We start from the raw sequence: 25,223 nt of genomic DNA on the forward strand, positions 1-25,223 counted from the left end.
ACGACTCCCTTCCAGCTACAGGCGCGCACAGCGAGAGCGGATGGATGTAGATTAGTACCAAATGGAACTATGTGCAAGACGCGGAAGTCGTGATTGCGGTTTACCCGAGGCCGCCGCGAAGAATGATTCCGACTGCCGGAACGCCTCGGCTGTCGGTGTTCTTCAGGACGAGTCCGAATCATAGATAATCGCAAGACTCCAACCGATTTCAAACCCGTATGTCCGTTATCACCAAATCCAGCAGTCGTCGCAGAGCGAGCGATTCCGACTCGATAGAGCAAGACCTGCAGACCGTTGAAGACGAAGAGGTATTCCGCGCGGTGGTGACCGGCAACCCCACGAAGACGGCATGGATCGTGACGCTTTGGTCAAACGTATGGCGGGAGAAGACCTTTGCCGAGATGACGGAGCGTTGGGGCGTATCGCGTGACGAGTTCAACGTCCTTGCCTGTCTTGGCCAGTGCGGACCGCTGAGGGCGAAAACGATATGCGATGTCACTGCGAGACCGAAGAACAGCATCAGTCGTGCCGTCACGCAACTGTCGGCCAAGCGTTTCATCTCCCAGCAAACGGATGCCAATGATCGGCGTAATACGCGGCTGGCGATCCTGCCCGAGGGGAAGCGGATGCTCGACAAACTATTTCCCATCGCCCGCGCCAATCAGGAAGCCATGCTGGAGATTCTCGACGAGAAAGAGCGCAAGACGCTGGACCGGATCTTCGACAAACTGACTGCGCATCGGGGGCAGTGGCTACCCTAGCGCCCTTAGTTGGAAGGGCGGTCCTTTTCGGCCGTCGAGACATCAGCTGTTGGAGAACACCCGACGTATCGGGACGTTCCAGGCGGACTTGGCCACTTGGTTCGATTTATGTTGCGCGCGTGGTCGAACGCATGAAGGCGTTGAGCGCGAAGTACGTCGTTCAAGCGTGCTTCGGGCACGCGAATTCCGGCATTCCCCGACGCGCGAAGAAACGCTGAAGCTCGCGGCTCTTCGCCCGGCGGCCGGTGAAGATCTCGACGTATTCGGCGATGCGCATCATCCGCACCGGCATGTCCTCCTGTGTTTTCATCGACACATAACCCAGCTGCACAAGATACATCGCACGGGCTCGCACGTCGGCGGTCAGCGGTTCGTAGCCAAACCGTTCGAACAGCCTCGTCAGCGCCGCGATACGATTCGCATCGGCGTCCGCTATTTCGGCGGCAATCGCGGGGGATTGCTGCGCCCAGCTTCTGATCGCCGCCTCATGGCGCGAATCGAAAATCGCGTCGTCGAACCAGCAGTCGAATACGTTCAATGCTGCTTCGCAGACGCTCTCGGCATACGCCTCCGTTTGCCGAATCCAGTTGCCGGTGTTCTTCGACTTCCAGCGCAACAGCAGTGCCTCCAATAGCGCTTCCCTGTCCGTAAAAAACCAATAGAAGCTCGTCCGCGACAAATTGAGCTTTTTTGCAAGCGGCAGGATTCGCACCGATTCGACGCCCCCGTCGAGCAGGCATTCATAAGCGGCGTTCAGCCATCGTTCAGGCGAGCCGCGTGCGTCATCGGCATTCGAATTTTCCATCAGATTGGGCCCTTACTTCGGCAGATCGTCTTTACGACCGGTGCATCGTTCTGATATCGGCGTCATCCCGCCAGCCCCGGATGATTCCAATGTTTGACGGGCGGAGGCATGCTGATCAATAGACATTAGTGTACTTCAACTTGACAGAGGTGTACATGAGCCGTAGCCTTCATCACAAAAACAGGCAACGCGATGTTCTAACCTTAAGGAGACGACTCATGTCCAGCGATGCGCTGTTGCAGCCGTACACACTCAGACATCTGACCTTTCGCAATCGCATCATGACGACGGCGCATGAGCCGGCTTACGCGGAAGACGGTATGCCGAAGGCGCGCTATCGCGCCTATCACGTCGAGCGTGCGAAGGCGGGCGTCGCCTTAACGATGACGGCGGGATCGGCATCGATCTCGAAGGATAGCCCGCCGGTTTTCAATAACATCCTTATCTACAAGGACGAGGTTGTCCCTTGGATGCGGGATCTGGCGGACGAATGCCGTGAGCATGGCGCCAAGGTGATGATCCAACTGACGCACCTGGGACGCCGTACGCGCTGGGACAAGGGCGAGTGGTTGCCGGCAGTATCGCCGTCGCACCGGCGCGAACCGGCGCATCGGGCGTTTCCCAAGCAAGCGGAGGATTGGGATATCGAGCGCATTGTCAAAGACTATGCGGACGCCGCGGAGCGCGTGAAGGCTGCCGGCCTGGATGGGCTGGAACTCGAAGCGTACGGACATTTGATGGACCAGTTTTGGTCGCCGCTCGCCAATACGCTGGAGGCGCCGTACGGAGGCTCGCTCGACAACCGTCTTCGCTTTACGTTCGATGTGTTGCGCGCGATTCGCGAGCGCGTTGGAGAGGCGTTCGTCGTCGGGATCCGCTACACGGCCGATGAAATTATCGCGGGCGGGATTACCCGAGACGAAGGCATCGAAATTTCAAAGAGGCTCAAGGAGAGCGGGCTCGTTGATTTTCTCAATGTCATCCGCGGGCATCTGGAGACCGATGCGGGCCTGACCGACATCATTCCGATCATGGGTATGAGAAGCGCGCCGCACTTGGAGTTTGCCGGTGATATCCGGCGCGCGACGGACTTCCCGACTTTTCATGCCGCGCGCATTCAGGACGTGTCGACGGCGCGCTATGCAATCGAATCGGGGAAAGTCGACATGGTCGGGATGACCCGCGCGCATATGACCGATCCTCATATCGTGCGCAAGATCGTCGAGGGGCGGGAGGACGACATCCGCCCGTGTGTTGGCGCGAACTATTGCATCGACCGGATATATCAAGGCGGCGCCGCGTTCTGCATTCATAACGCGGCGACCGGCCGCGAATTGACGATGCCTCATTCGATCGGGCGCGCACCAGTGAAGCGCAAGATCGTCATCGCGGGTTCCGGCCCCGCTGGGCTGGAGGCTGCACGGGTGGCGGGCGAGCGGGGGCATGACGTCGTCGTATTCGAGGCGATGGGAACGCCCGGCGGCCAGATTCGCTTGACAGCTCGCAACCCGCGTCGCAAGGAGATGATGAGCATTATTGACTGGCGTATGTCTCAGTGCGAGAAGCTCGGCGTGCGTTTCTCGTTCAACACCTGGGCCGACGCGGAAGTCATAAAACGCGAGAATCCGGATGTCGTCGTGATTGCGACGGGCGGCGTGCCGCACGTCGACGTTTTGGCGGAGGGTAACGAACACGTGATTTCGACGTGGGACATCATCTGCGGCGATGTCAAGCCGGCAATGAATGTTCTCATCTATGACGACGCGGGCGATCACGCCGCGCTGCAAGCGGCGGAGACGATTGCGCTTGCAGGCGGGCACGTGGAGATCATGACGCGCGATCGCACATTTTCACCCGAGGTGATGAGCATGAACCTGGTGCCGTACATGCGCTCATTGCAGAGGCAAAATGCCAAGTTCACGGTTGCCTACACGCTCGAGGCCGTGCGCCGCGAGGGCAAGGAATTCATTGCCGTCATCGGCAGCGACTATGTCGAGATTCGCGAAGAACGTCGATACGACCAGATCGTCGTCAATCATGGAACCGTCCCCGCGGACGAGCTTTACTTCGAATTGAAGCCGCAGTCCCGAAATCTTGGCGAAGTGAACTATGACGACCTCATCGCCGGGAGGCCCCAAGCCGTCGACCGAAACCCGGGCGGCCGCTTTGCACTCTTTCGAATTGGGGATGCCGTCTCCGCGCGAAACACCCACGCGGCGATCTACGATGCGCTCAGACTGATGAAGGACGTTTGACGCTGCCGGTCAGTGCCGCGGACGCGTCATATTCATCCGCCAGACGCGTCCCGTGGCGTCGTCAATGACCCCATGAAACACGCCGATCACCTCGTCGATCGTGATCGACGCGGCAACGCGATGTTCGATCCACAAGCCGTGCACGAGAGCCATCGCTTGAATGGCGTGGATCGTCGCCGTCGTCCGGTCGCAGCCGGCTTGCCGCAAGTCGAAGATGAAGTTCGACCGAAGGCGCCGGGAAAATGCCGCGCAAAGCCGTTGGACCTCGGCGTCGTGCGCCGATGAACTCCACATGTGCGGCCAAACGTTCGCGGCTCCCGGGCTCATGACCTCATCGCTGAAACACATGTCCGCCGTGAATTTCATGCGTTCGACGGGATCGGCGATACCGCGCCGTCCGGCAGTGAGTTGCTCGCGGACGCGTCGGATCAGATAGACAAACGTTTTGTAGACGAGGTTGCCCTTGTTCTCGAAATGATGGTGCACGAGGCCGACCGACACGCTTGCGTGCTCGCTGACCTTGCGGATCGTCAGATTCTCTAGCCCCACTTGGCCGACCACTTCAAGTGTCGAATCGATCAGGCGTAGGCGCATGCCCTCGTACTGCGCGTTGTCGTCTTTTCTGGCATCGCTCGCGGATGACGTTGCCACATTCGTTTGCTGCATCTGCATTCCTTCGTCGGAGGCGCCAAACCGGTAGCAATGCGCGGTTCGCGCCGGCTGGGCGATGGCAGAAATGGTACATCCAAACGAGATTGCATTGGTCGTTTGTTCAAACAGTACTAACCGATTCGTCTGGAGTGTTGTTGCGTTAGATTGAACAGACGTTCATAGAGCATGCGCATGATTCGTAGCCGCGTTGCCCTTTTGGGGAGCGCCGATGCGCTGCACCCTGGGGAAAGTACGGGGTTCTGTTTATTTTTGATTCGAGCCCGTCGCATATATAGTTGGGCGTAACGACATTGTGCTGAACGGTTGTTCAGTGATCCTCCAAGAAATGCCGCTCTTCGGTAGGCATCGCAAGGCAGGGGGCGCAACATATTCGCTCGCTATCGCGGGACCGGCTGAACGGATGATCAATCCATAACAGGTGCCAATCCTCAGCATAAGTTCGATTGAAACAACGAGCCGTTTTTTGGGGCGGAACTAACCTGCAAACGTAGATTTTCAGCGGGCCGATCGGGCGCAGAGCCTTGTGCGATAAGGGAAAACCCGGTATTTGAGGCCCCAGCCCATTCGGTACGTCGTCCCGAAAGTTCTTCTAAAGGAGTTAGCGTGATGTCAGGTCCCCAATTTCCGTTGCCGGCCAACGAACCGGAAGTCCACTTCGGCAAGGGAACGGCAGCGGCAGCCGAGTTGAGCCGCGCGCTCGAGACTCGCGAGGTGGTTGAGATTCCGACGGTCATTGGAGGCAAGCGATATTTCTCGAACGATGTGGTCGAAGTGCGTGCGCCGCACGACACGCAGCGCTTGCTCGCTCGAATCCATCGCCCTACGCAAGCGCAAGTCAATGAAGCGATCGAAAGCTCCAAGGCTGTGGCTCGCGACTGGGCAAGCCTGACCCATGCGAGCCGCGCGACGATTCTGCATCGCGCCGCGGACATCGTGGGCACGCGCTCGCGCATGAAGATCAATGCGGCCACGATGCTCGGCCAGAGCAAGACGATCGAGGAAGCCGAGCCCGACAGCGCGTGTGAGCTCATGGATTTTCTGCGTTTCAACGCCTACAACGCGCAGCGCGTCTATGCCGAGCAGCCGATGTCGGTGCCGACGGCCGTGAACCGTGCCGATTGGCGTCCGCTCGAAGGCTTCGTCTACGCGGTCTCGCCGTTCAACTTCACGGCGATTGGCGCGAATCTGACGACGGCACCCGCGATCATGGGCAATACCGTCCTTTGGAAACCTTCCGAGAAGTCGGCGCTCGCGAATTACATCTTCTTCGAAGCGTTAGAAGAAGCTGGCCTGCCGCCCGGCGTGATCAACTTCGTGCCCGGCGAGGCCGAGATGACGACGCGCGCAGTGATGTCCTCGCCTGACCTGGCCGGCATTCACTTCACGGGCTCCTCCGCCGTCTTCCAATCGTTGTGGAAGGGTGTGGCATCCCAGGTCGAGCGCTTCCGGACCCTCCCGCGCCTTGTTGGCGAGACGGGCGGCAAGGACTTCGTGCTCGCGCATCCGTCGGCCAACGCGGCCGAAGTGGCCATCGCGCTGATCCGCGGCGCGTTCGGCTACCAGGGGCAAAAGTGCAGCGCCGCATCGCGCGCCTATATCCCGCGTAGCCTGTGGGGCGCCGTGAGCCAGCAATTGCGCGATCGACTTGGCGAACTGAAGGTGGGGGACGTGGCCGATCCCGATACGTTCATGGGTGCGGTCATCTCTCACGCATCGCATCAAAAGCTGTCGCGCGCGATCGAGGCCGCGAAGGACGATGCAGCCGTGACCGTGATTTCGGGTGGCCGCACGTGGTCCGAACCGGGCTGGTTCGTCGAGCCGACGGTCCTGCAGGTCAGCGATCCGAAGCATGTGCTCATGACGGAGGAGTTGTTCGGGCCAGTGCTGTCGGTGTTCGTCTACGACGACAACGCATGGGACGACACGCTCACCCTGATCGATTCGACCAGCCCCTATGCGCTCACGGGTTCGATCTTCTGCACGGACCGCTTCGCGCTGCATCAAGCCGAAAGCGTGCTCATCAATGCGGCCGGCAACCTCTATCTGAACGACAAGCCGACGGGCGCGATGATCGGGCAGCAGCCGTTCGGCGGCGGCCGCGCGAGCGGGACGAACGACAAGGCGGGCTCGTATCTGAACCTGCTGCGTTGGGCTTCTCCGCGCGTTGTGAAAGAAACGTATCTGCCCACGCGCGAGTGGCGGTTCGGCGCCTGATTTGCCGCTACTGCTTCTGAGCCGAAGAACCCTGAGGAATGGCGATGTCTACGATTGTCTCTTTCAAGAACGTCCAGAAAACCTACGACGGCGAAACGCTCGTCGTGAAGAACCTCAACCTCGAGATTCGCGAGGGCGAGTTTCTCACGATGCTCGGGCCGTCCGGGTCGGGCAAGACGACGTGTCTCATGATGCTGGCGGGATTCGAAACCGCCACGCATGGTGAGATCCTTCTTCAGGGTAAGCCGATCAACCGGATTCCGCCGGAGCGGCGCAACATCGGCATGGTGTTTCAAAGCTATGCGCTGTTTCCGCACAAATCGGTAGCTGAGAACCTTGCGTTCCCGTTGAAGGTGCGCAAGGTGTCGAAGGATGAGATTGCGCGGAAGGTGAAGCGCGCGCTGAACATGGTGAACATGGACAAGTTCGCCAATCGCATGCCGGCTCAGCTTTCCGGCGGCCAGCAGCAGCGGATCGCCGTTGCGCGCGCACTGGTGTTCGAACCGGCGCTCGTGCTGATGGACGAACCGCTCGGCGCGCTCGACAAGCAACTGCGCGAGCAGATGCAGTACGAAATCAAACAGATCCACGAACAGAGCGGGCTTACCGTCGTCTACGTGACGCACGATCAGAGCGAGGCCATGACGATGTCCGACCGCATTGCGGTCTTCAATAACGGCATCATCCAGCAACTCGCCTCACCGTCCGAACTCTATGAAAACCCCGAGAACGCGTTTGTTGCCCGGTTCATCGGCGAAAGCAACGAGCTGAAGGGGACCATTTCGTCGGTCGATCGTGAGCGTTGCAGCGTTCGCCTCGACGGCGGACATAACATCGTCGCCAGTGCGGGTGCCGCGATTCACGTGTCGGGCAACACGAGCGTTTCGCTGCGGCCGGAGCGCATCATGGTGGGCGAGCAGGCGCGCGCGTGCGACAACGTCTTCAATGCGGGCGTCAAGGACTTGATCTATTACGGCGATCACCTGCGGGTTGTCATGCAGGTGTGCGGGCGCAACGACTTCATCGTGAAGCTACCCAATGACGGCGTGGCGCGTCGGTTGCGTATCGGCGACTCGGTGGACATCGGCTGGATGGCCGACGCCTGTCGAGCGTTGCAGTAATCCCGGATCGCAGATTTTGCTGGAATTTTTCGGGTAGTTCTGTTGATCCGGGCACAACAATCAACCCCGGCGGATTATTAGGACTACTGATTGCATTTCGATGCTGCGGAATCGAATCGGCTGTTCTATTCGTCGGCCGGGCAGGTCGAATGTAGTCGCTTGTGTCGTTGCATCGAGGAGGAGGGCGCGGTAGCTACCGCCGAACCATGATGATTCTGCCAACTGATTTTGCGGTACCACAGGGAGACGCCGAGCAGGCGGTCGTGGCCGATTCGAGGAACCTGAAGGCGAGGCTCCGTAGTGCGGAACGCACCGAGCGCGTCAAGGCGATGCTGCTCGTTTTTCCGCTGCTGGCATTCCTCCTGGTTACGTTCCTCGTCCCGATTGGAAGCCTGCTCATGAAAAGCTTCAGAGATCCGACGGTTTCGCGGGAATTGCCCCATGCGGCAGCCTTGTTGCGCGACTGGAGCCCCGCAGCGGGCAAGCTTCCGGGTGAGCAAGTTTACGAAGCATTCGGCCGGGACTTGATCGCGCTCAAGGGAACGGACGGGATGAGCCGGGTCGCGGGGCGGTTGAACTATGACGACTCGGGCATGCGGAGTCTCATCATGAAGACGGCGCGCCGGCTCGGTGAAGCCGGCGCGGGAACCTGGCAGCAACGCTTTTCCGCGATCGATTCGCGCTGGGACGACCTCCATTCCTGGTCGACGCTCAAGTATGCCTCGTCGCCATGGACGCTCGGCTATTACCTGAAGGCGTTCGATTTCATGCGCGACGAGCGGGGCGCCATCGTCAGGCAACCGGATGGTCAGCGGCTCTACGTCGACGTGTTCGTCAAGACCGCGTGGGTCAGCATTTCGGTGAGTGTGCTCTGCCTGCTCTTTGGCTATCCCGTCGCTTACTTTCTGGCCAACATCCCCCCTCGGTACAGCAACCTGCTCATGATTCTCGTGCTGCTGCCATTCTGGACGTCGATTCTGGTGCGGACGACGGCATGGGTGGTCGTGCTGCAAACTCACGGCGTACTCAACGATGTCCTCCAGCGCCTGGGTTTGACGGACCACGCGCTGTCGTTGATCTACAACCGCTTCGGCGTGCTGGTGGCAATGACGCACATTCTGCTGCCGTACTCGATCCTGTCGTTGTACAGCGTAATGAAGGGCGTGCCGAATCTCTATTTCAAAGCGGCGCGTTCGTTGGGGGCGGGGCCGGTGCGTTCGTTCTTCGAAGCGTATTTTCCCCAAACGCTGCCGGGCGTGGGTGCAGCCGGCATGCTGACGTTCATTCTCGCTGTCGGCTACTACATCACGCCGGCCATCGTTGGCGGCCCTGACGATCAGCTGGCGAGCTACTACATCGCCTACCACGTCAATACGACGCTCAATTGGGGGTTGGCAAGCGCACTCGCGTCGATCCTGTTGGCCGGTGTGCTCGTTGTCTACGGCCTGTTCGTAAAGCTCACCGGCGGCGCCGGCGTGAAACTGGGGTAACGCAATGTTCAGTTTTCCAGCCTATGTGACGGTGTGGGGCCGTCTTGGACGATTCGTGCATGTCGGCGTATCGCTCCTCGTGCTGCTGTTCTTGGTGTCGCCAGTGCTCGTGGTGATGCCGCTGTCGTTCAACTCGCAGCCGTACTTTACCTATCCGATGCCGGGCTTGAGCCTGCGTTGGTATGAACAGTTCCTCGGCAGTTCGGAGTGGATGCTGGCGTTGAAGAACACGCTGATCACCGGCGTGTCGTCGACGGCGATTGCGACGGTGCTCGGCGTGATGGCCTCGCTCGGTTTGACGAACCCGCGTCTGAAAGGCAAAGCGTTCATCACCGGCGTGCTCGTCTCACCGATGATCGTGCCGCTGATCATCACGGCCGTCGGCGTGTACTTCGCCTTCAGCCCGCTCGGCCTGACCGGCAGCTTGTTGGGCCTGATCCTCGCCCACGCCGCGCTCGGCGTTCCGTTCGTCGTTGTCACCGTCACCGCCACGCTGGCCGGGTTCAACGAGTCGCTTTCGCGCGCCGGACGTAGTCTCGGAGCGTCGCCCCTCAGAGTGCTTTTGCAAGTGAAGCTGCCGATCATCGCACCCGGCGTCGTATCAGGTGCGCTGTTCGCCTTTGCGACTTCGTTCGATGAAATCGTCGTCGCGCTGTTTCTCACGGGACCGGATCAACGCACGATCCCGCGCCAAATGTGGGGGGGCATCCGCGAGCAATTGAGCCCGACCATCCTCGCGGTGGCCACGGTTCTCGTCGTCGTCTCGACGCTGCTCCTGCTGACGCTCGAGCTTCTCCGTCGCAGAACCGAACGCCTGCGAGGCACCGCTGCGGCGTTTTGAACGGGCGGCTCGCGAGTGGCGAGCCGTTTTACGAAGTGCACCTATCGATCCTCTGAACATCATCATGTTGTCGGAAATCCAAACCATGCGGACCGTTGCGACGGATCTCTCCATTTTGCGTCAGCGTATTCGCGACGCGACGGCCATGCGCGAAGAGGACGTCGTCCAAGCATTGATGCAAGAAGCGCGGATGGATGCGCCTACGCTCGCGAAAGCGCAGGATCTTGCCGCGCGTTTGGCGCAGGGCGTGCGAGATGCGCGCATCGATGCGGGCGGCGTCGATTTGTTGACGCAGGAATTCTCGCTCGACAGCCGCGAAGGCATCGCCTTGATGTGCCTGGCCGAAGCCATGCTGCGGATTCCCGACACAACGACTCGCAACCAGTTGATTCGCGACAAGATTGTCGATGCCGACTGGCGCGCGCACATCGGCAAATCGCCGTCGCTGTTCGTCAATGCCACGGCCTGGGGCCTGCTCGTTACCGGCAAGCTGCTGAAGCAGCCGGACGAAAACGCCCTGGCCGAAGCGTTGACGCGCGTCGTCCGCAAGGGCGGCGAGGCGGTCGTGCGCGCCGGCGTCGCGTACGCAATGCGAATGCTCGGTAAGCAGTTCGTCACCGGGCAGACCATCGAAGAGGCGATCGGCGTCGCACGAGGCCGTGAATCGAACGGGTATCGGTACACCTACGACATGCTGGGCGAAGCTGCGTTGACCGATGACGATGCACGGGCTTACTTCGAGTCGTATCGGCATGCGATCGAAGCGATTGGCAAGGACGCACGGGCGCGCGGCCCGATTGAAGGCCCCGGGGTGTCGGTCAAGATTTCGGGCTTGCATCCGCGTTATGAGTTGCCGCAGCGCGAGCGCGTACTGAACGAGTTGTATCCGCGGCTGTTGGAACTCGCGGAGTTGTCGAAGCGCTACGGCATCGGCTTTCACTTGGATCAGGAAGAATCCGCCCGCTTCGATCTGACGCTCGAAATGTTGGAGCGGCTTTGCCGCGAGCCGAGCTTGCGCGGCTGGAACGGCATCGGCATTTCTTTGCAGGCATACCAGAAGCGTGGCCGTGCCGTCGCCGATTGGATCATCGCGCTCGCGCGTTGCACGGGGCGGCGCATCAATATTCGGTTGGTCAAGGGCGCTTACTGGGATACTGAAATCAAGTTGGCGCAGGATGCAGGTGCGGCGGGCTATCCCGTGTTCACACGCAAGGTCCATTCCGATGTCAGCTATATCGCCTGCGCCAAGGTGCTGCTCGGTGCGCCGGACGCCATCTTCCCGCAGTTCGCGTCGCATAACGCATTCACCATTGCCGCAGTTCACACATTGGCCGAGGGCAAGGAATACGAGTTTCAATGTCTGCATGGCATGGGCGAAACGGTATACGACCAGGTCGTTGGGCCATCGAAGCTCGGGCGTGCGTGCCGGGTCTACGCGCCGGTGGGACCGCATGCGACGCTGCTTGCCTACCTCGTGCGGCGTTTGCTCGAGAACGGTGCCAACTCGTCGTTCGTCAATCAGATCGTCGATCCGGCCGTCAGCATTGCGGATATCGTCGAAGATCCCGTCGCGCGCGCAGCACGTACGGGCGGCAAGCCGCATGCCGGCATTCCGGCTCCCAGTGCCGTCCTTCCGGGGCGGGTCAATGCGTCGGCATTGAGCTTTGCCAATTCGGTTGAGTTCGACACCGCCGTTGCGCAGATTCGAGCGGATCGAATCGCGGCGCGGGCGATCGTCGCCGGCGATGTCGAAGGTGCGGGCGCTTCGTCCGCGGATGCGACTCGCCTCGTGTATAGCGCCAGCGATACGGCGGAGGCGATCGGCACGGTGGCCGAGGCGAGACTGTCCGACGTTGTAAAGGCTTTGTCCCAAGCGCAGGCGGTTGCCGTAGCGCAAGCCACCATGCTTGCGGCAGACCGGGCTGCGATGCTCGAGCTCGCGGCCGACGAAATCGAGCGTTCGAGCGCCCGGCTTGGCGCGTTGCTGGTTCTCGAGAGCGGTGCCACGCTGGCGGAGGCGGCCGACGAGGTGCGAAGCTCCGTCAACCTTTGCCGCTTGTATGCGTACCAGCTCCGTGCCGATCGGCACCTTGAGGCCGCACGGCCGCTCGGTGTCGTCGTCAGTGTGACGCCGGCATCGTCGCCGCTCGCAACCTTCGTCGGACAGATCGCGGCGTCGCTGGCCGCAGGCAATGTCGTGATCGCGAAGCCTTCGATCGATGCGGCCTTGATCGGATACGAGGCGGCGCGGGCGTTCCATCGTGCCGGCGTGCCGGAGGGCGTCCTTCAATGCTTGCCCGGCGGGCGCAATACCGTCGGTCAACCACTCGTCACTGAGGCGCCTGTCGCCGCCGTGGTGTTTTCCGGCACGGCCAAGGCCGCGCGATCGATCGCCGCCGAGCTCGCCACGAAGGCAACGCCGCCGAGGTTTCTCAGTACCGTGGGCAGTGTCAACGCGATGGTCGTCGATAGCTCGGCGTTGCCCGAGCAGGTGATCTCCGACGCCGTCGTCTCCGCTTTCAAAAGCGCGGGGCAGACCGCGTCGTCGTTGCGCCTTCTGTGCCTGCAGGATTCTACGGCGGACAAGGTACTGACGATGCTCAAGGGTATGCTCAGCGAGCGTCGGACCGCCAGTCCGCTCAGCGCCGCATCGGACATAGGGCCGGTTGCTACGCGCCGCGTTCGCGATCGCGCCGAGACGTACATCGAGCAACTGCGGCGAAAGGGATATGCGGTGACGCGCGGCTCGCTTTCCGCTGTGTGTACGAAGGGCAATTTCGTCGCGCCGACGATCGTGGACTTAGGCGATGCACAAGCGCTTGCGTCGCTCGATCCCACGGTGGCCGGTCCGATTCTTCACGTGGTGCGATTCAAGACCGGCGAAATGGCCTCGCTGCTCCGGCAGCTCCGCACGATGGGCTGTGCCGTTCAAGGTCTGCACACGCGTATCAACGAGACCGCGGGAACGCTGCTTTCGGCGTCGGCGGCGAACAGCATCTGCGTCAATCGAGCAATGCATGGCGCATTCGTCGGCATGCAGCCGTTCGGCGGTGTGGGCGCCTCCGGTACGGGCCCGATGTGGGGCGGCCCGTTCACGTTGTTCGCGCTGACGCGCGATGCCGCGCCGTCGTTCAATGCGCCGGCGGGGCCGTTCGCTTCGGCGCCCAATGCAGTGAGCGAGAAGTTCTACGAATTTCCGGTGGAGACTGCGGACGGGAAGTTCATGGACCGCCGCAAGGCAATGGAGCTGGCACGCGCGGCTAGCCGCTCCCATGTCGAAGCGCTCTTCGCGCGCGCGCCCGAGTGGCTGTCCGCGAAAGACGAACAGGTTGCGATTGCGCGTTTGAAGCAGCGGCTCGTGGGGCAGATCGAAGGACTGGCGCCGATTACGCTGCCGGCGTTGACCGGAGAGGAAAACACGGTCGAGCTTCTGCCGCGTGGGCAAGTGCTGTGCGCGGGTGCGTCGCCTTTCGCCGTCGTCGCGCAAGCGATGGCCGCCTGCGCGTTCGGCAATCGGATCGTACTGCTTCGATCGCCGGTGGCCGATGCCGTCGCTCGCACGTTGGGCGATGCCTGCCGTGTCGTCGATTCGGCCGACGCCGCTCGTGTACTTGACGGGGACTTCGCCGGTGTGTGTCCCGATCTGGTCATGCTGGGGCGGGAGCAGAAAGGCATCGCCGAAATTCGTTCGGTGGCCGCTGAACTCGCGATCGGCTGTGTGCAAGAGGACAGTGAAGGGCAGTACGACTGGGTCCAGCTTGTGCGCGAACGCGTGACGACCGTGAACGCGAGCGCCGCCGGCGGCAATACGCAGTTGATGGTGCTGAGCGAGGACGCGGTTTGAGTCTCGACTTCGAGCGCCGCTCGGTGCGGGTCCGAGTTTTAGGTGCCAGTGCGTTTTACGTGGTGGCCAAACCGCATACCGATTCAGCAATGTTGGAGAACTCCGTTTGAGCGATACCCGCTTTCATTTTCATCAGGGAATCGTGCCGCTTCTGGTCTCGATTCCTCATCTTGGTACGGAAATCCCCTCGGACATTCGCGCGCGACAGACGGAAATCGCGGGCGTCGTGGCGGACACCGATTGGCATCTCGACCGGCTCTACGGTTTTTTGGCGAGCATGGGGGCATCCGTGCTGGGCGCGCGTTTCTCGCGCTACGTGATCGATCTCAATCGTCCGGCGAGCGGCGAGAGCCTTTATCCGGGGCAGACGACAACGGGGCTTTGCCCCACCGAGACGTTCCGCGGCGAGCCGCTGTATCCGGACGGTGGTTCGCCCGATCCGAGCGAAGTGGGGCGCCGCTTGAACGCGTATTGGCATCCGTATCACGCGAAGCTGCGACAGGAACTGGATCGCTTGCGAGCCGAGTTCGGCAGCGTTCTGCTGTGGGAAGCGCATTCGATTGCCAGCGTCCTTCCGCGGTTGTTCGAAGGCAAACTGCCCGATCTGAACATCGGAACGAACTCCGGTAGTAGCTGTGATGCGCGGGTGCTCGATGCAATGACGGCCTCGCTGAAGGATCAGCCGTTCACGTGGGTCGCAAACGGACGATTCAAGGGCGGGTATATCACGCGCGCCTATGGTCAGCCGGAACAAGGCATACACGCGGTTCAGCTCGAGATGTGCCAGTCGACGTACATGGACGAAACGGCGCCGTTCGAGTATCGGCCGGATCTCGCGGCGCGGGTCGCACCCGTGGTCGAGGGCATGGTGTCGGCGGCGCTGAAGGCGGTACGCTCGCTGCCGTGCTGATCGAATAAGTCGGATGTGACAAAGCCCGCATTAGGCGGGCGTATGTTCGGGTAGTTGAAGAGCTTGGTGTGCGACGTTGTCAGGCTGCCAGCTTAAATTCCATTCGCTTGCCTAGCGCCGTAAGAGCGCTTGCCAGCGTTGTCAGTGTAAGGCTTGTATCTTCCTCGTCCAGCAAGCGATTCAATGCTGCCCGGCTCGTGTGCATGCGTTCCGCCATCGCTGTTTTGGACAGTTTTTGAGCCTTCATCTCCTGCGCGATTTGCCACGCGATGATTCTCTTCATGGCGGTAGCTGTTGCTTCCTCGAGCCGACCTTCTTCGGCGAGGAAGTCGTCGAAGCTACTTCCGACGTGCTTGTTTGCCATGTGGGGACTCCTTCGATTGCTTCGCACTTGCCGCGTCGTGAGCTTGCCGCATTCTTGTACGGGCGAGTTTCAGGTCAGGCGCAGGCGTTTGCTGTGACTTCTTAATGAAGCCGTGGAGCAAAATCATCTTGTCGCCAATGACCGTGAAAAGCACCCGGGCAATCCTCTGCCGCAAGTCAACCCGGACCTCCCAGATGTCTGCCTCCATCTTTCGGACCAAAGGCATTCCAATCGGCCAGCCAAGCTCGACGGTTTTGATGTCGTCGCCGATGGACTTTCGGTCTTCGATGTCCAGCCCACGAAGCCACTCGCGAACGGGCTCATTGCCATTTTCTGACCGATAGAAATAGACAAAGAGCACGCGGTCGGACAGGGCCATGCGGGAAGCAGAGTCTGGGAACGTTGCTATCGTACCAAATTTGGTACGCTTGTCAATGGGGATTTTTGGGGCTGCGGCTGCCCGTGGTATGCAATTCGCGCCCTTGTGCCTTCGCCCGGTTTGCAGGCCAAGAATGAAAAACGCGGGCATTGCGCCCGCGTTCGAATCGGAAGGAGTCCGCCAATCAGAGCGATTTGGCGAGTCCCGGGACTGCTTCGAACAGGTCAGCGACGAGACCGTAGTCCGCGACGCCAAAGATGGGTGCTTCCGCATCCTTGTTGATCGCAACGATGACTTTTGAATCCTTCATGCCCGCCAAGTGCTGGATCGCGCCCGAAATGCCCACCGCGACATAGAGTTCGGGGGCGACGATCTTGCCGGTTTGACCGACTTGCAAATCGTTCGGTGCGTAGCCGGAATCGACCGCGGCGCGCGAGGCGCCGATCGCCGCACCGAGTTTTTCCGCGAGCGGATCGAGCAACGAAAAATTCTCGGCGCTGCCGAGGCCGCGGCCCCAGGAAACGACAACGCGTGCGCCCGTAAGATCAGGGCGATCGCTCGCGGCGATTTGGCGACGCACGAATATCGAGAGACCGGTATCGGGAACGGCCGGCACCTCGACGATTTCCGCGTTGCCGCCTTCGGTCCGCGCGGCTGCTTGATCCTCAAAAATTTGAATCGGGTGTCCGGGCCGGGACGGGCTCGATGGTCACGATGAGCGGAGGCGCGGCTCCATGATGAGCCGGCTCGACGCGAAGTGGCCGATCGACACTGATGACGATCATGAACTGTCCCGGCTGGATCGAGCCGTCCGTGCCGATGTCCGGTTCGCTGTACCGGCACGCACTGTCGAGCGCAATCACGATCGCCGCGCACCCGGGCGGGACGATCGTCGCGACGACGATCGGATTGACTGTCGTCCGATAACGCCCCGCCGCAGTCATGATGTTCAGGGCGGTAACAGGCCCATCGACGAGGGTTGCGTCCCACTCGGTGCCGCCGTCATACTCGACAGCCGTCAACGGCGCGAGCCTGATGACCGAAGCTCTGTGTCGCAGCGTCACACCCTTGCCGCGCAGCAGGAAAGACACGCGTGCGATACTGTCGAATCGCGAGTATGGGCCATCGCGTTCCACTTGCGCGACGCTGACTCGCCATTCGGTCCCGTGCGTCGCAAGCGTCTGCGTGACCCCGCCTCCGTTTCGCCACGGCTCGACGGGGACCGATGAAAGCGCACGCACATCGATGGCTGACATCGCCCGTTCCTCAGGACACCGCGCCGAGCCCGTATTTCCCCGTCAACAATTCGCCCGTCGCGAAGCGATCGATCGAGTAGGGCTTGAGCGAGACGTCGGTCGGCAACCCGAGCGTTTCCTGGGCCAGCACGCGGCCGACCGTCGGCGAAAGTTTGAAGCCGTGACCGGAGAAGCCATAGCCCACGACCAAGCCTTCGATACCGGGCAGCTTGCCCAGGACGGGATTCCAATCGGGCGTGACGTCGTAGACACCCGTCCATGACGAAGCGATGCCGGCGGTTTCGTAGGCCGTGAAACGTTCGGCCACTTGAGCGCCGACTTCGACCACATAGTCCATCGGAATATCGCCTTGCTCGGTTTCGGCCGCGTTGAGCTTTTCGCCGACCACGCCTTCGCTCACGAGCATCTGATTGCCGCCGTAGCTGCGGTAATAGAGCATCCCGGGCGAGGCCAGATCCTTGAACACGGGCATCGAGTACGTATATTTGGCCGCCTCGCATTCCAGGGCCAGCACGGCATGACGTTCGGGCATGATCGGAAGATCGCGTCCGGTCCATCCCGCCAGCTCGGGCGTCCAGATGTTTTGCGTGCTGACGACCATCGACGTGGCAAAGTCGCCGATGCTCGTCGAAACGCCGACAACCTTGTTGTTCTCGAACAAGATCTTGTTGACGGTGGCGTTTTCGCGAATCGTCACGCCGCCGCGGCGAGCCGCTCGCGCGAAACTCGTCGCCACCAGATAGGCATCGGCGAAGCCGGCTTCCGGCTCGTAGCCGATGAGTGCCGCGTCGTCGAATTGCGCGATCGGCAGCAATTCCTTGGCCTGTTTGCGGTCGAGCAACTCCAGCGGAATGCCTTGCTCCTTCTGTTGCGCCAGCGAGGCGCGCAGCGGCTCAAGCTTGTCGCCCTCGCCGGAGACGATCATGTAGCCGCACTTCACGAGGCCGCACGACGCTTCCTCGTCGCCAAGATAGTTGGCGAAGTTATTGAATACGTCCCACGATTTGCGGGCGAGTTCGACGTTCTCCTTGACGGAGTAATGCGTTCGCAAAATGCCCGACGATTGCGAGGTCGTTCCCGCCCCGATCGTCCCGCGGTCGAGCACGAGCACGTTTTTCGCGCCCAGTTTGGACAGCTGGAAAGCCACCGAGCTGCCGATGACGCCCGCGCCGATCACCACCACGTCATATGTATTCACAGTTCCATTCCCTTCGAGAACGAGGTTTGAACGAACTGTGGGGCGCGAATAACCGGCGCGCGAAAATATAAGAGGCGACGATCTTTAGCAAAAGCGCATTTGACGTCTGTACGTTGTGCGAACGGCGAGTCGACGATATCGGCTCACGAAACCCCGAATGCCTTGCCGCTATGAATATGAACAGCCTTGTCGAGCAATACGGTCCGCGCGAGTCGATGGAATACGACGTCGTGATCGTCGGCGGCGGGCCCGCGGGCCTCTCGGCCGCCATCCGGCTCAAGCAGCTCGCGCAGGAAAAAGGCGTCGAGTTCGGCGTATGCGTGCTCGAAAAGGGGTCCGAGATCGGTGCGCATATTTTGTCGGGCGCGGTCATGGACCCGCGCGCCATTACCGAGCTCATTCCCGACTGGAAGGACAAAGGCGCGCCGCTGACCGTGCCCGTCACCGAAGACCGTTTCCTCTTCCTCTCCGAGAAAGGCGCCTTTAAGACGCCCAACTGGGCGCTGCCCGGCAACTTTAAGAACCACGGCAACTACGTGATCAGCCTCGGCAACGTGACGCGCTGGCTGGGGCAGCAGGCCGAGGCGCTCGGCGTGGAGATTTTCCCGGGCTTTGCGGCCGCCGAGGTGCTCTACAACGAAGACGGCTCGGTCAAAGGCGTCGCGACCGGCAATATGGGCATCGGCAAAGACGGCGAGCCGACCGAGAACTTCCAGCTCGGCATGGAGCTGCACGCGAAGTACACGCTCTTTTGCGAAGGCGCGCGCGGGCACCTCGGCCGGCAACTGAACGACAAATTCAAGCTCGACCGCGATGCCGATCCGCAGGTCTACGGCATCGGCATCAAGGAACTGTGGGAGATCGATCCGGCGAAGCACCAGCCCGGGCTCGTGATCCATACGGCAGGCTGGCCGCTCGATACGCAGACGTACGGCGGCTCGTTCCTCTATCACGCGGACAACAACCAGGTGGTCGTAGGCTTCGTCGTCGGCCTCGGCTATTCGAACCCCTACCTCTCGCCGTTCGAGGAGTTCCAGCGCTACAAGACGCATCCGGAGATCCGCAAGGTGCTCGAAGGCGGCAAGCGGATTTCGTATGGCGCGCGTGCGATCACGGCGGGCGGCCTCATGTCGCTGCCGAAGCTCGTGTTTCCGGGTGGCGCGCTCGTCGGCGACGATGCCGGTTTCCTCAATGCTTCGCGGATCAAGGGTTCGCATGCGGCCATCAAGAGCGGCATGCTCGCAGCCGAAGCAGCATTCAACGCCGTGCAGGCCGGACGGCAAGGCGACGAGCTCTCGGCGTACCCGGACGCATTCAAGCAGTCGTGGCTCCACGAGGAGCTGAACCGCGCGCGCAACTTCAAGCAGTGGATGAGCAAAGGGCTCTATCTCGGCACGCTGATGGTCGGCATCGAGCAAAAGCTGCTTGGCGGAAACGTGCCCTGGACCCTGCATCACCAACATCGCGACAACGAGACGCTGAAGCCCGCCTCGCAGTGCACGCCGATCGTCTATCCGAAGCCCGACGGCAAGCTGACGTTCGATCGGCTTTCATCGGTCTTCCTGTCGAATACGAACCACGAGGAAAACCAGCCGGCGCACCTGACGCTGAAGGATCCGACAGTGCCCGTCGACATCAATCTGCGCACCTATGCCGGGCCGGAAGGCAGATATTGTCCGGCCGCCGTCTACGAATTCGTCAAAAACGAGGACGGCAGCGAGCGGCTCGTCATCAATGCGCAGAACTGCGTGCATTGCAAGACCTGCGACATCAAGGATCCGACGCAGAACATCGTCTGGGTCACCCCGGAGGGCGGCGGCGGGCCGAACTATGCGAACATGTAACGGCGGAGAATCGCGAAGAATCACGGTGCGAGCTTCCCACGGCGCTCGCCCGCTGAACAACGTCGCGCTTCTCTAATGCCCGCCGTAGGGCCGCGTAATGATCTCGAGCAGATGGCCGTTCGGATCCTCGAAATACGCGCCACGACCGCCGTCACGCGTGCTGATTTCGCCTTCGCGTCGTTGGGCAGGGTCGGCCCAATACCGCAGCCTGCGGTCCTGAATGCGCTCCATGATCCCGCTGAATTCGGCTTCACTGACAAGGAAGGCATAGTGCTGCGCCGTTATCCGATCGTCGGATTCCATGAAGTCCATCGTTACGTCGTTGCTGAGATGCACCGTGAGAAACGGCCCGAACGGCGTGGGCTTGGGGAGCCCTAGAATCTCGGTCAGAAACGTTGCGGACGCGTCCCTATCGTGGGCATAGACGATCGTGTGATTCAAAGCGATGCTCATGGCTGACCTCCGCGCATTTGAAGCGCCAGCCGACGAACAATTCATCGGCTCGGTTATTCTGACAGAGACCGTCAGGTCTTACACTGGACGCCCTTTCATGGAGAAAAAAGATGAGTCGACGCTTCCTGATCGCGCCCGGTTACGGGAATTCGGGACCAACCCACTGGCAAAGCCTCTGGGAGGCGACGAAACCGGGGAACTGGTCTCGCATCAAGGTCGAAGACTGGGATCACGCCGTTTGCGACGAATGGGTGGCGGCGATCGATAATGAGGTGAGGGCGCTCGGCCCCGATGTCATCGTCGTTGCTCACAGTCTCGGTTGCCTGGCGGTGGCGCATTGGGCCGCGCGGCAGGCGCGCGCCATTCGAGGGGCGCTGCTCGTAGCCGTTCCAGATCCGTCGGCGCCCGCATTTCCGCGCGCTTTCACGGTCGGGTTTTCGGCTGTGCCGTCCTCGAGATTGCCGTTTCCCAGCATTGTCGTTGCAAGCAGCGACGATCCGTATGGATCGATCGGTCATGCGCAGTACTGTGCAAACATATGGGGCAGCGAGTTCGTCGACGTGGGAGCACACGGGCATATCAACGCCGCCAGCCAACTGGAAGACTGGGCGGAGGGATATCAGCTTCTACAGCGACTCGATACGAGCGCACTGGCCCAGCGCACTGATTCGCGGTAAGCCGGATAGCGACGACGCGCCCCGATCGGGTACTGATCCGGATGCGCGTCCATCGCCCCTCGCAAAGCAGCCGAGCGCCATATGTTCTGAGGCGCGGCGAGTCTGGGCTGGGCCTATCCGTCATCGGGTCGGCCTAGCTTTGATCCGCGTCTCGCAAGCTCGAACGAACTTCAGAGAGACGCAAGCCGATTGTTGTTTTCGCGGCAACACGGTGAACCCCTTCGCGGGGCTACTGCCGTTCGACGTCCATACCTACAATCCGTTTCGACGATGGCCGCGCAAGCGATCCTGCCAACGTCGATCAGGCACATCCATCGATCCTCAACATCTTGGGTAAGTCGCAACGGAGCTCACTATGGGCCTCAACGGCGTTTTGCGAGCAGCTCTCTGCTCTTCAGCACTTTTGGCAATCGTGCCCGCAACCGCTCTTGCCGAGCGCTTTTCCGTACAGGTGGACGACCTGGATCGCGGACAGTTCATGAGCGAACAGGTCAACGGCGGATTTGGATGTCACGGCGCCAACGTTTCGCCCCACATCTCGTGGTCCCATGTTCCTCGCGGCACGAAGAGCATTGTCGTCACGATCTACGACCCGGATGCGCCGACGGGTGGACTCGGTTGGACGCATTGGGAAGTCGTCAACATTCCCGGGTCGGATACGTCGATCGAAAAGGGCGCCTCGGGCAACCCGACGCTGTTGCCCGCGGGCGCCGTCGAAACGCTGACGGACTTCGGCGATTCCAGGTACGGCGGACCTTGTCCGCCTGAAGGCGAATCGCATCGATACGTCGTCACTGCATCGGCGCTTGCAGTCCCAAGTATCGATGTGAAGGCGGCATCGAGTCCGGCGCTCGTTGCTTATCAGATGCATGGAAAAGTTATCGCTCAAGCGCACTACGTCGCGACGTATCACCGGCCGGCGGACTGATCGCCCAATCGGTGGCGGGAATCGACATGCACCTTGGCAAATCCTATAGGTTATCCGAGTTCCTGGTCTGGACGCGGCGGCAAATCTACGCGCTCGTCATTTGTGGCTCGATACCCGTCATCCTGTTCAAGTTCTGCGCGATGACCTGGCTATCGGTGCCGTTGACGATCGTTGTACTGCTCGGTACCGCCACATCGTTTATCGTCGGCTTCAAGAACGCGCAGACATACAATCGGGCAATGGAGGCGCAAGACGTCTGGACCGGCATACTCGGCGCGAGCCGAAGATGGGGGCAACTGGCGCGCGATTTTCTCCGCGAAGAAGACACCCGCCGCGATCTAATCTATCGGCATCTCGCCTGGCTCACTGCACTGCGTTACGAGTTGCGCCGCCCGCGCGCTTGGGAAAGCATGAGCAGGCGGTTCAATGCCGAGTACAGCCGTCATTACCGGATACCGGAATGGGACAAGGGTCTTGGTGAAGTTCTGCCGAACTATCTGACTGCATGGGAGACTGAACGGGTGTTGGGTTGCGCTTCAGCGCCGACGACCCTATTGAGTACCCAGGGTGCATTGCTCTCGGAGCTCCATGCTACCGGGCATCTGGATTCAGCGTTCTATCTGGAGCTTCAACGAGCACTTGGCGATTTCATTGCTCTTCAGGCGAAAGCGGAGCGCCTCAAGAATTTCCCTTATCCGCGCCAATATGCGACCGTCAGTGCGCTGTTCGCGCGATTTTTCTGTTTGCTTTTTCCGTTCGGATTGCTTCACGAGTTCGATAGGTTAAATGACGGTGTAAGCGGTTTCATGCACGGAAACATGATCTGGCTCGCCGTGCCGTGCAGCGTCGCCGTCTCGTGGATGTACACATCGCTCGAGCAGGTCGGGGAAAGCACCGAAAATCCGTTCGAGGGTGGGGCCAACGATGTGCCAATTTCGACGATGTGCACCTTGATTGAGCGTGACCTCCGATCGATGCTGGGTGAGACGACCGAGGATCCGGCGCTGGAGACTATTGCGCTATAAAGGCGACCAGCTCACGGTTGGCTGCGCGATTTCCAGCTCGGCGCGACATCTCATCGTCGAGTTTCGGTCCATCGAGTCGCGAATCGCAGGAATATCAGGCAGCCGGCTCCTGCTCAACCGGCTGCAACCTGGTCATTGCGGTAGGACACTGAAGGTCGAGTGCCCTCGTATGCTCGGTCATATATTCGATGAACGCGCGGATGCGGGCGGGAAGCAGTTTGCGACTCAGATAGCATAAGTAGTGACCGCCATCGTCGGGTGCATGTTTCATCAGGCAGCTGACGAGGCGTCCGTCACGCAGAAGATCGCGCACCTGATAGGCGGGCAACTGCGCAAGTCCTAGTCCGTCGAGCACCGCCTGCACGACCAGATCGGGATCGTTGAATGTATGGCTTGCAATGGGCTGGCGCCCCTGCGGGAGACCATCGACTTTGAATTCCCACTCTTTGACGCGGCCGGACGCCGTCAATAGGTTGATGCACCGATGCCCGTCCAAGTCGCCAATGTGGCGCGGCAATTCGTAGAGGTGCGCATAGGCAGGCGACGCGCAAACAATCATCTGCATCGGAATGAGCCGGCGCGCAACGATGCCGCTGTCTTCGATGCGTCCGTCGCGAAAAGACACATCGACGCGATCGGCGGCGAAGTCCGCAGGCCGGTCGTTCAGCAACAGCTCCAGAAAGATCTCGGGATATCGCGCGTGAAAGCCCCGCAAAAGCGGCGCGACGATTTTACGGCCAAAGCCTGGCGTCGAGGCGATGCGCAGATGGCCCCGGGGCGGCCCATTGCGCAGCTCCCGCATGTCTTCCAGCGCTTGTGCGATGCGAGCCAGACCCGGCTGGCAGTTTTCATAGAAAAGCTCGCCCTCACGCGTCAATGAGGTGCTGCGCGTCGTGCGTACGAAAAGGCGCGCGTCGAGCTGGGCTTCGAGTTTCTGCACGTTGCGGCTGACGGACGAGCGACCGATGCCGAGGCGGTCACCCGCGCGTGCAAAGCTGCCTTCGTTGGCGACGGCCAGGAATGATATGACGCCGGCGTAACTGGTTGCAAAGCTGCTGGCCAGCGGATCGTCGATGCCGCTCGGGAGGCGCGATGAGTAGTCTGACATGGAAGCGGAGTCGTAAAGTACCTGCTTCCTAGACGTATTGGTTCGATCGCCTGTGACGCGATCGGTGAAAATTTTTTGGTCAACCGTTGCCGTACATGGCACCGATGCGTGCGAGCTTATCGGGGTTGCGCTGAACTTGCACGGCAACGATGCGAGCCCCGTCGGTTTCGAACGACTGTGCCGATTCGAGTCGGCCTTCGATAAAGCGCAGCAGCGCCCACTGACCGTTGAGCAGTACCAGCTCGTGGTGCAATTGACTGCCAAAGCGCAGCGAGGACGCGTAGAAAAGTTGCGCGATGCGTCGACCGCCCAACAATGGTTTCGGGAAGCTCTGAACTTTGCCGCCGCCATCGCCGAGCAAAATGGCGTCTTCGGACAGAAACGCGTTGATCGACGGGAAATCGCCGCGCTCGAGCGCCTGCACGAACGCCTGCAACAGGTGACGATGTGTTTCGCGAGCAATCGAATAGCGCGGTCGCGCGTCTCGCAACTGCGCTTTTGCACGGCTGACCAATTGACGGCACGCCGCTTCGCTCTTGCCGATCGCCTGCGCCACTTCCGCGTAGTCGGCGTCGAAGACCTCGTGCAGCAGGAAGGCGGCGCGCGCCTCGGGCGTCAGCCGCTCGAGCAGCAACAGAAAAGCCACGGAGACATCGTCGGCACGCTCTTTCGCCTCTTCCGGGGTAGTGGGCGAGCCCGTCATCTCGGGCTCGGGCAACCAGATGCCAGCGTAGTGTTCGCGTTGGACCTTGGCGGCGCGCAGGCGATCGATGGATATCCGTGTCGTGACCGAAACCAGCCATGCCTCTGCGTTGTCGATCGCTTCGCGGTCCGCCGTATGCCAGCGCAGCCAGACGTCCTGCACGATATCCTCGGCCTCGGCGACAGACCCGAGCATTCGATAAGCGATCTTCTGCAATCGTGGGCGGAGCCCGTTGAAGACGAGTGCGTCATCATCCATGTGAGATCCATACGGCTTGCGAAAGCGGAGATGGGCGGATGGAACGAGATTCTCTCATCGTTGATGCGGTTTTGCTGCCGTCCGGCGAATCGCCCCGCTATGTACGCGCGGCGCGGC

The 25,223-nt window shown here is 60.9% G+C and carries 21 protein-coding genes and 1 pseudogene; 12 read left to right on the plus strand and 10 right to left on the minus strand.

Annotated elements, in window-relative coordinates:
* Positions 1-218 precede the first annotated feature (218 nt).
* The gene (locus AB4Y31_RS05660; protein ID WP_368673055.1) at positions 219-761 is read left to right on the plus strand and encodes a MarR family winged helix-turn-helix transcriptional regulator; all 543 of its coding nucleotides are present in this window, start codon (positions 219-221) and stop codon (positions 759-761) included.
* A gap of 160 nt (positions 762-921) precedes the next feature.
* On the opposite strand, the gene AB4Y31_RS05665 is transcribed toward AB4Y31_RS05660, so the two are convergent.
* Positions 922-1,566: a TetR family transcriptional regulator gene (locus AB4Y31_RS05665; RefSeq protein WP_368673056.1), complete on the minus strand. Its 645-nt coding sequence runs from the start codon at positions 1,564-1,566 to the stop codon at positions 922-924.
* Between the two features lie 218 nt (positions 1,567-1,784).
* Here AB4Y31_RS05665 and AB4Y31_RS05670 point away from each other — a divergent pair, with 218 nt between their 5' ends.
* Positions 1,785-3,821: an FAD-dependent oxidoreductase gene (locus AB4Y31_RS05670; protein WP_368673057.1), complete on the plus strand. Its 2,037-nt coding sequence runs from the start codon at positions 1,785-1,787 to the stop codon at positions 3,819-3,821.
* 9 nt (positions 3,822-3,830) lie between these two features.
* Here AB4Y31_RS05670 and AB4Y31_RS05675 read toward each other — a convergent pair whose 3' ends face one another.
* Entirely contained in the window at positions 3,831-4,487 is a 657-nt protein-coding gene (locus AB4Y31_RS05675) for a TetR family transcriptional regulator C-terminal domain-containing protein (RefSeq protein ID WP_368673058.1), read from the minus strand.
* A 609-nt stretch (positions 4,488-5,096) separates the two neighbouring features.
* Here AB4Y31_RS05675 and pruA point away from each other — a divergent pair.
* From pruA to hutG, 6 genes are all read left to right on the plus strand, one after another.
* The gene (pruA, locus tag AB4Y31_RS05680) at positions 5,097-6,707 is read left to right on the plus strand and encodes an L-glutamate gamma-semialdehyde dehydrogenase (RefSeq protein ID WP_368673059.1); all 1,611 of its coding nucleotides are present in this window, start codon (positions 5,097-5,099) and stop codon (positions 6,705-6,707) included.
* A gap of 44 nt (positions 6,708-6,751) precedes the next feature.
* The gene (locus AB4Y31_RS05685; protein WP_368673060.1) at positions 6,752-7,828 is read left to right on the plus strand and encodes an ABC transporter ATP-binding protein; all 1,077 of its coding nucleotides are present in this window, start codon (positions 6,752-6,754) and stop codon (positions 7,826-7,828) included.
* A gap of 206 nt (positions 7,829-8,034) precedes the next feature.
* Positions 8,035-9,318 (plus strand): ABC transporter permease, encoded by a 1,284-nt coding sequence (locus tag AB4Y31_RS05690; RefSeq protein WP_368673061.1) that lies wholly within the window; start codon positions 8,035-8,037, stop codon positions 9,316-9,318.
* A gap of 4 nt (positions 9,319-9,322) precedes the next feature.
* The gene (locus AB4Y31_RS05695) at positions 9,323-10,159 is read left to right on the plus strand and encodes an ABC transporter permease (RefSeq protein ID WP_368673062.1); all 837 of its coding nucleotides are present in this window, start codon (positions 9,323-9,325) and stop codon (positions 10,157-10,159) included.
* An 85-nt stretch (positions 10,160-10,244) separates the two neighbouring features.
* Positions 10,245-14,003 carry a bifunctional proline dehydrogenase/L-glutamate gamma-semialdehyde dehydrogenase PutA gene (gene putA, locus AB4Y31_RS05700; protein WP_368673063.1) on the plus strand — a complete coding sequence of 1,253 codons (3,759 nt, stop codon included), beginning with the start codon at positions 10,245-10,247 and terminating at the stop codon, positions 14,001-14,003.
* A 106-nt stretch (positions 14,004-14,109) separates the two neighbouring features.
* On the plus strand, positions 14,110-14,913 hold the full coding sequence (gene hutG, locus AB4Y31_RS05705) for an N-formylglutamate deformylase (RefSeq protein ID WP_368673064.1): 804 nt from the start codon (positions 14,110-14,112) through the stop codon (positions 14,911-14,913).
* A 79-nt stretch (positions 14,914-14,992) separates the two neighbouring features.
* Here the strand turns inward: hutG and AB4Y31_RS05710 are convergent, their stop codons facing one another.
* The 5 genes and pseudogenes from AB4Y31_RS05710 to AB4Y31_RS05730 form a co-directional block, all read right to left on the minus strand.
* Positions 14,993-15,277: an XRE family transcriptional regulator gene (locus tag AB4Y31_RS05710; RefSeq protein ID WP_107151575.1), complete on the minus strand. Its 285-nt coding sequence runs from the start codon at positions 15,275-15,277 to the stop codon at positions 14,993-14,995.
* Positions 15,252-15,656, minus strand: coding sequence for a type II toxin-antitoxin system RelE/ParE family toxin (locus tag AB4Y31_RS05715; RefSeq protein WP_368673459.1), 405 nt, complete (start codon positions 15,654-15,656; stop codon positions 15,252-15,254). Before AB4Y31_RS05715 ends, AB4Y31_RS05710 begins: the two co-directional genes overlap by 26 nt.
* Positions 15,657-15,840: 184 nt before the next feature.
* Positions 15,841-16,299, minus strand: a pseudogene (locus AB4Y31_RS05720) (electron transfer flavoprotein subunit alpha/FixB family protein); the annotation flags it as partial.
* A 22-nt stretch (positions 16,300-16,321) separates the two neighbouring features.
* The gene (locus tag AB4Y31_RS05725; protein WP_368673065.1) at positions 16,322-16,912 is read right to left on the minus strand and encodes a HutD family protein; all 591 of its coding nucleotides are present in this window, start codon (positions 16,910-16,912) and stop codon (positions 16,322-16,324) included.
* A 10-nt stretch (positions 16,913-16,922) separates the two neighbouring features.
* A complete protein-coding gene (locus AB4Y31_RS05730; protein ID WP_368673066.1) occupies positions 16,923-18,110 on the minus strand; it encodes an NAD(P)/FAD-dependent oxidoreductase in 1,188 nt (395 codons plus the stop codon).
* Between the two features lie 170 nt (positions 18,111-18,280).
* Between AB4Y31_RS05730 and AB4Y31_RS05735 the strand changes: the two genes are divergently transcribed.
* A complete protein-coding gene (locus AB4Y31_RS05735) occupies positions 18,281-19,954 on the plus strand; it encodes an electron transfer flavoprotein-ubiquinone oxidoreductase (protein WP_368673067.1) in 1,674 nt (557 codons plus the stop codon).
* A 72-nt stretch (positions 19,955-20,026) separates the two neighbouring features.
* Here the strand turns inward: AB4Y31_RS05735 and AB4Y31_RS05740 are convergent, their stop codons facing one another.
* Positions 20,027-20,407, minus strand: coding sequence for a VOC family protein (locus AB4Y31_RS05740; RefSeq protein WP_368673068.1), 381 nt, complete (start codon positions 20,405-20,407; stop codon positions 20,027-20,029).
* A 110-nt stretch (positions 20,408-20,517) separates the two neighbouring features.
* Between AB4Y31_RS05740 and AB4Y31_RS05745 the strand changes: the two genes are divergently transcribed.
* From AB4Y31_RS05745 to AB4Y31_RS05755, 3 genes are all read left to right on the plus strand, one after another.
* Positions 20,518-21,084 (plus strand): RBBP9/YdeN family alpha/beta hydrolase, encoded by a 567-nt coding sequence (locus tag AB4Y31_RS05745; RefSeq protein WP_368673069.1) that lies wholly within the window; start codon positions 20,518-20,520, stop codon positions 21,082-21,084.
* A 355-nt stretch (positions 21,085-21,439) separates the two neighbouring features.
* Positions 21,440-22,012 carry a YbhB/YbcL family Raf kinase inhibitor-like protein gene (locus AB4Y31_RS05750; protein ID WP_368673070.1) on the plus strand — a complete coding sequence of 191 codons (573 nt, stop codon included), beginning with the start codon at positions 21,440-21,442 and terminating at the stop codon, positions 22,010-22,012.
* A gap of 26 nt (positions 22,013-22,038) precedes the next feature.
* Positions 22,039-23,037 (plus strand): bestrophin family protein, encoded by a 999-nt coding sequence (locus tag AB4Y31_RS05755; protein ID WP_368673071.1) that lies wholly within the window; start codon positions 22,039-22,041, stop codon positions 23,035-23,037.
* Between the two features lie 94 nt (positions 23,038-23,131).
* Here the strand turns inward: AB4Y31_RS05755 and AB4Y31_RS05760 are convergent, their stop codons facing one another.
* On the minus strand, positions 23,132-24,145 hold the full coding sequence (locus AB4Y31_RS05760; protein ID WP_368673072.1) for a LysR substrate-binding domain-containing protein: 1,014 nt from the start codon (positions 24,143-24,145) through the stop codon (positions 23,132-23,134).
* 79 nt (positions 24,146-24,224) lie between these two features.
* Positions 24,225-25,106: an RNA polymerase sigma-70 factor gene (locus AB4Y31_RS05765; RefSeq protein ID WP_368673073.1), complete on the minus strand. Its 882-nt coding sequence runs from the start codon at positions 25,104-25,106 to the stop codon at positions 24,225-24,227.
* Positions 25,107-25,223 lie beyond the last annotated feature (117 nt).

The organism is Trinickia sp. EG282A (assembly GCF_040965455.1).
GTDB classification, from domain to species: Bacteria; Pseudomonadota; Gammaproteobacteria; order Burkholderiales; family Burkholderiaceae; genus Trinickia; species Trinickia symbiotica.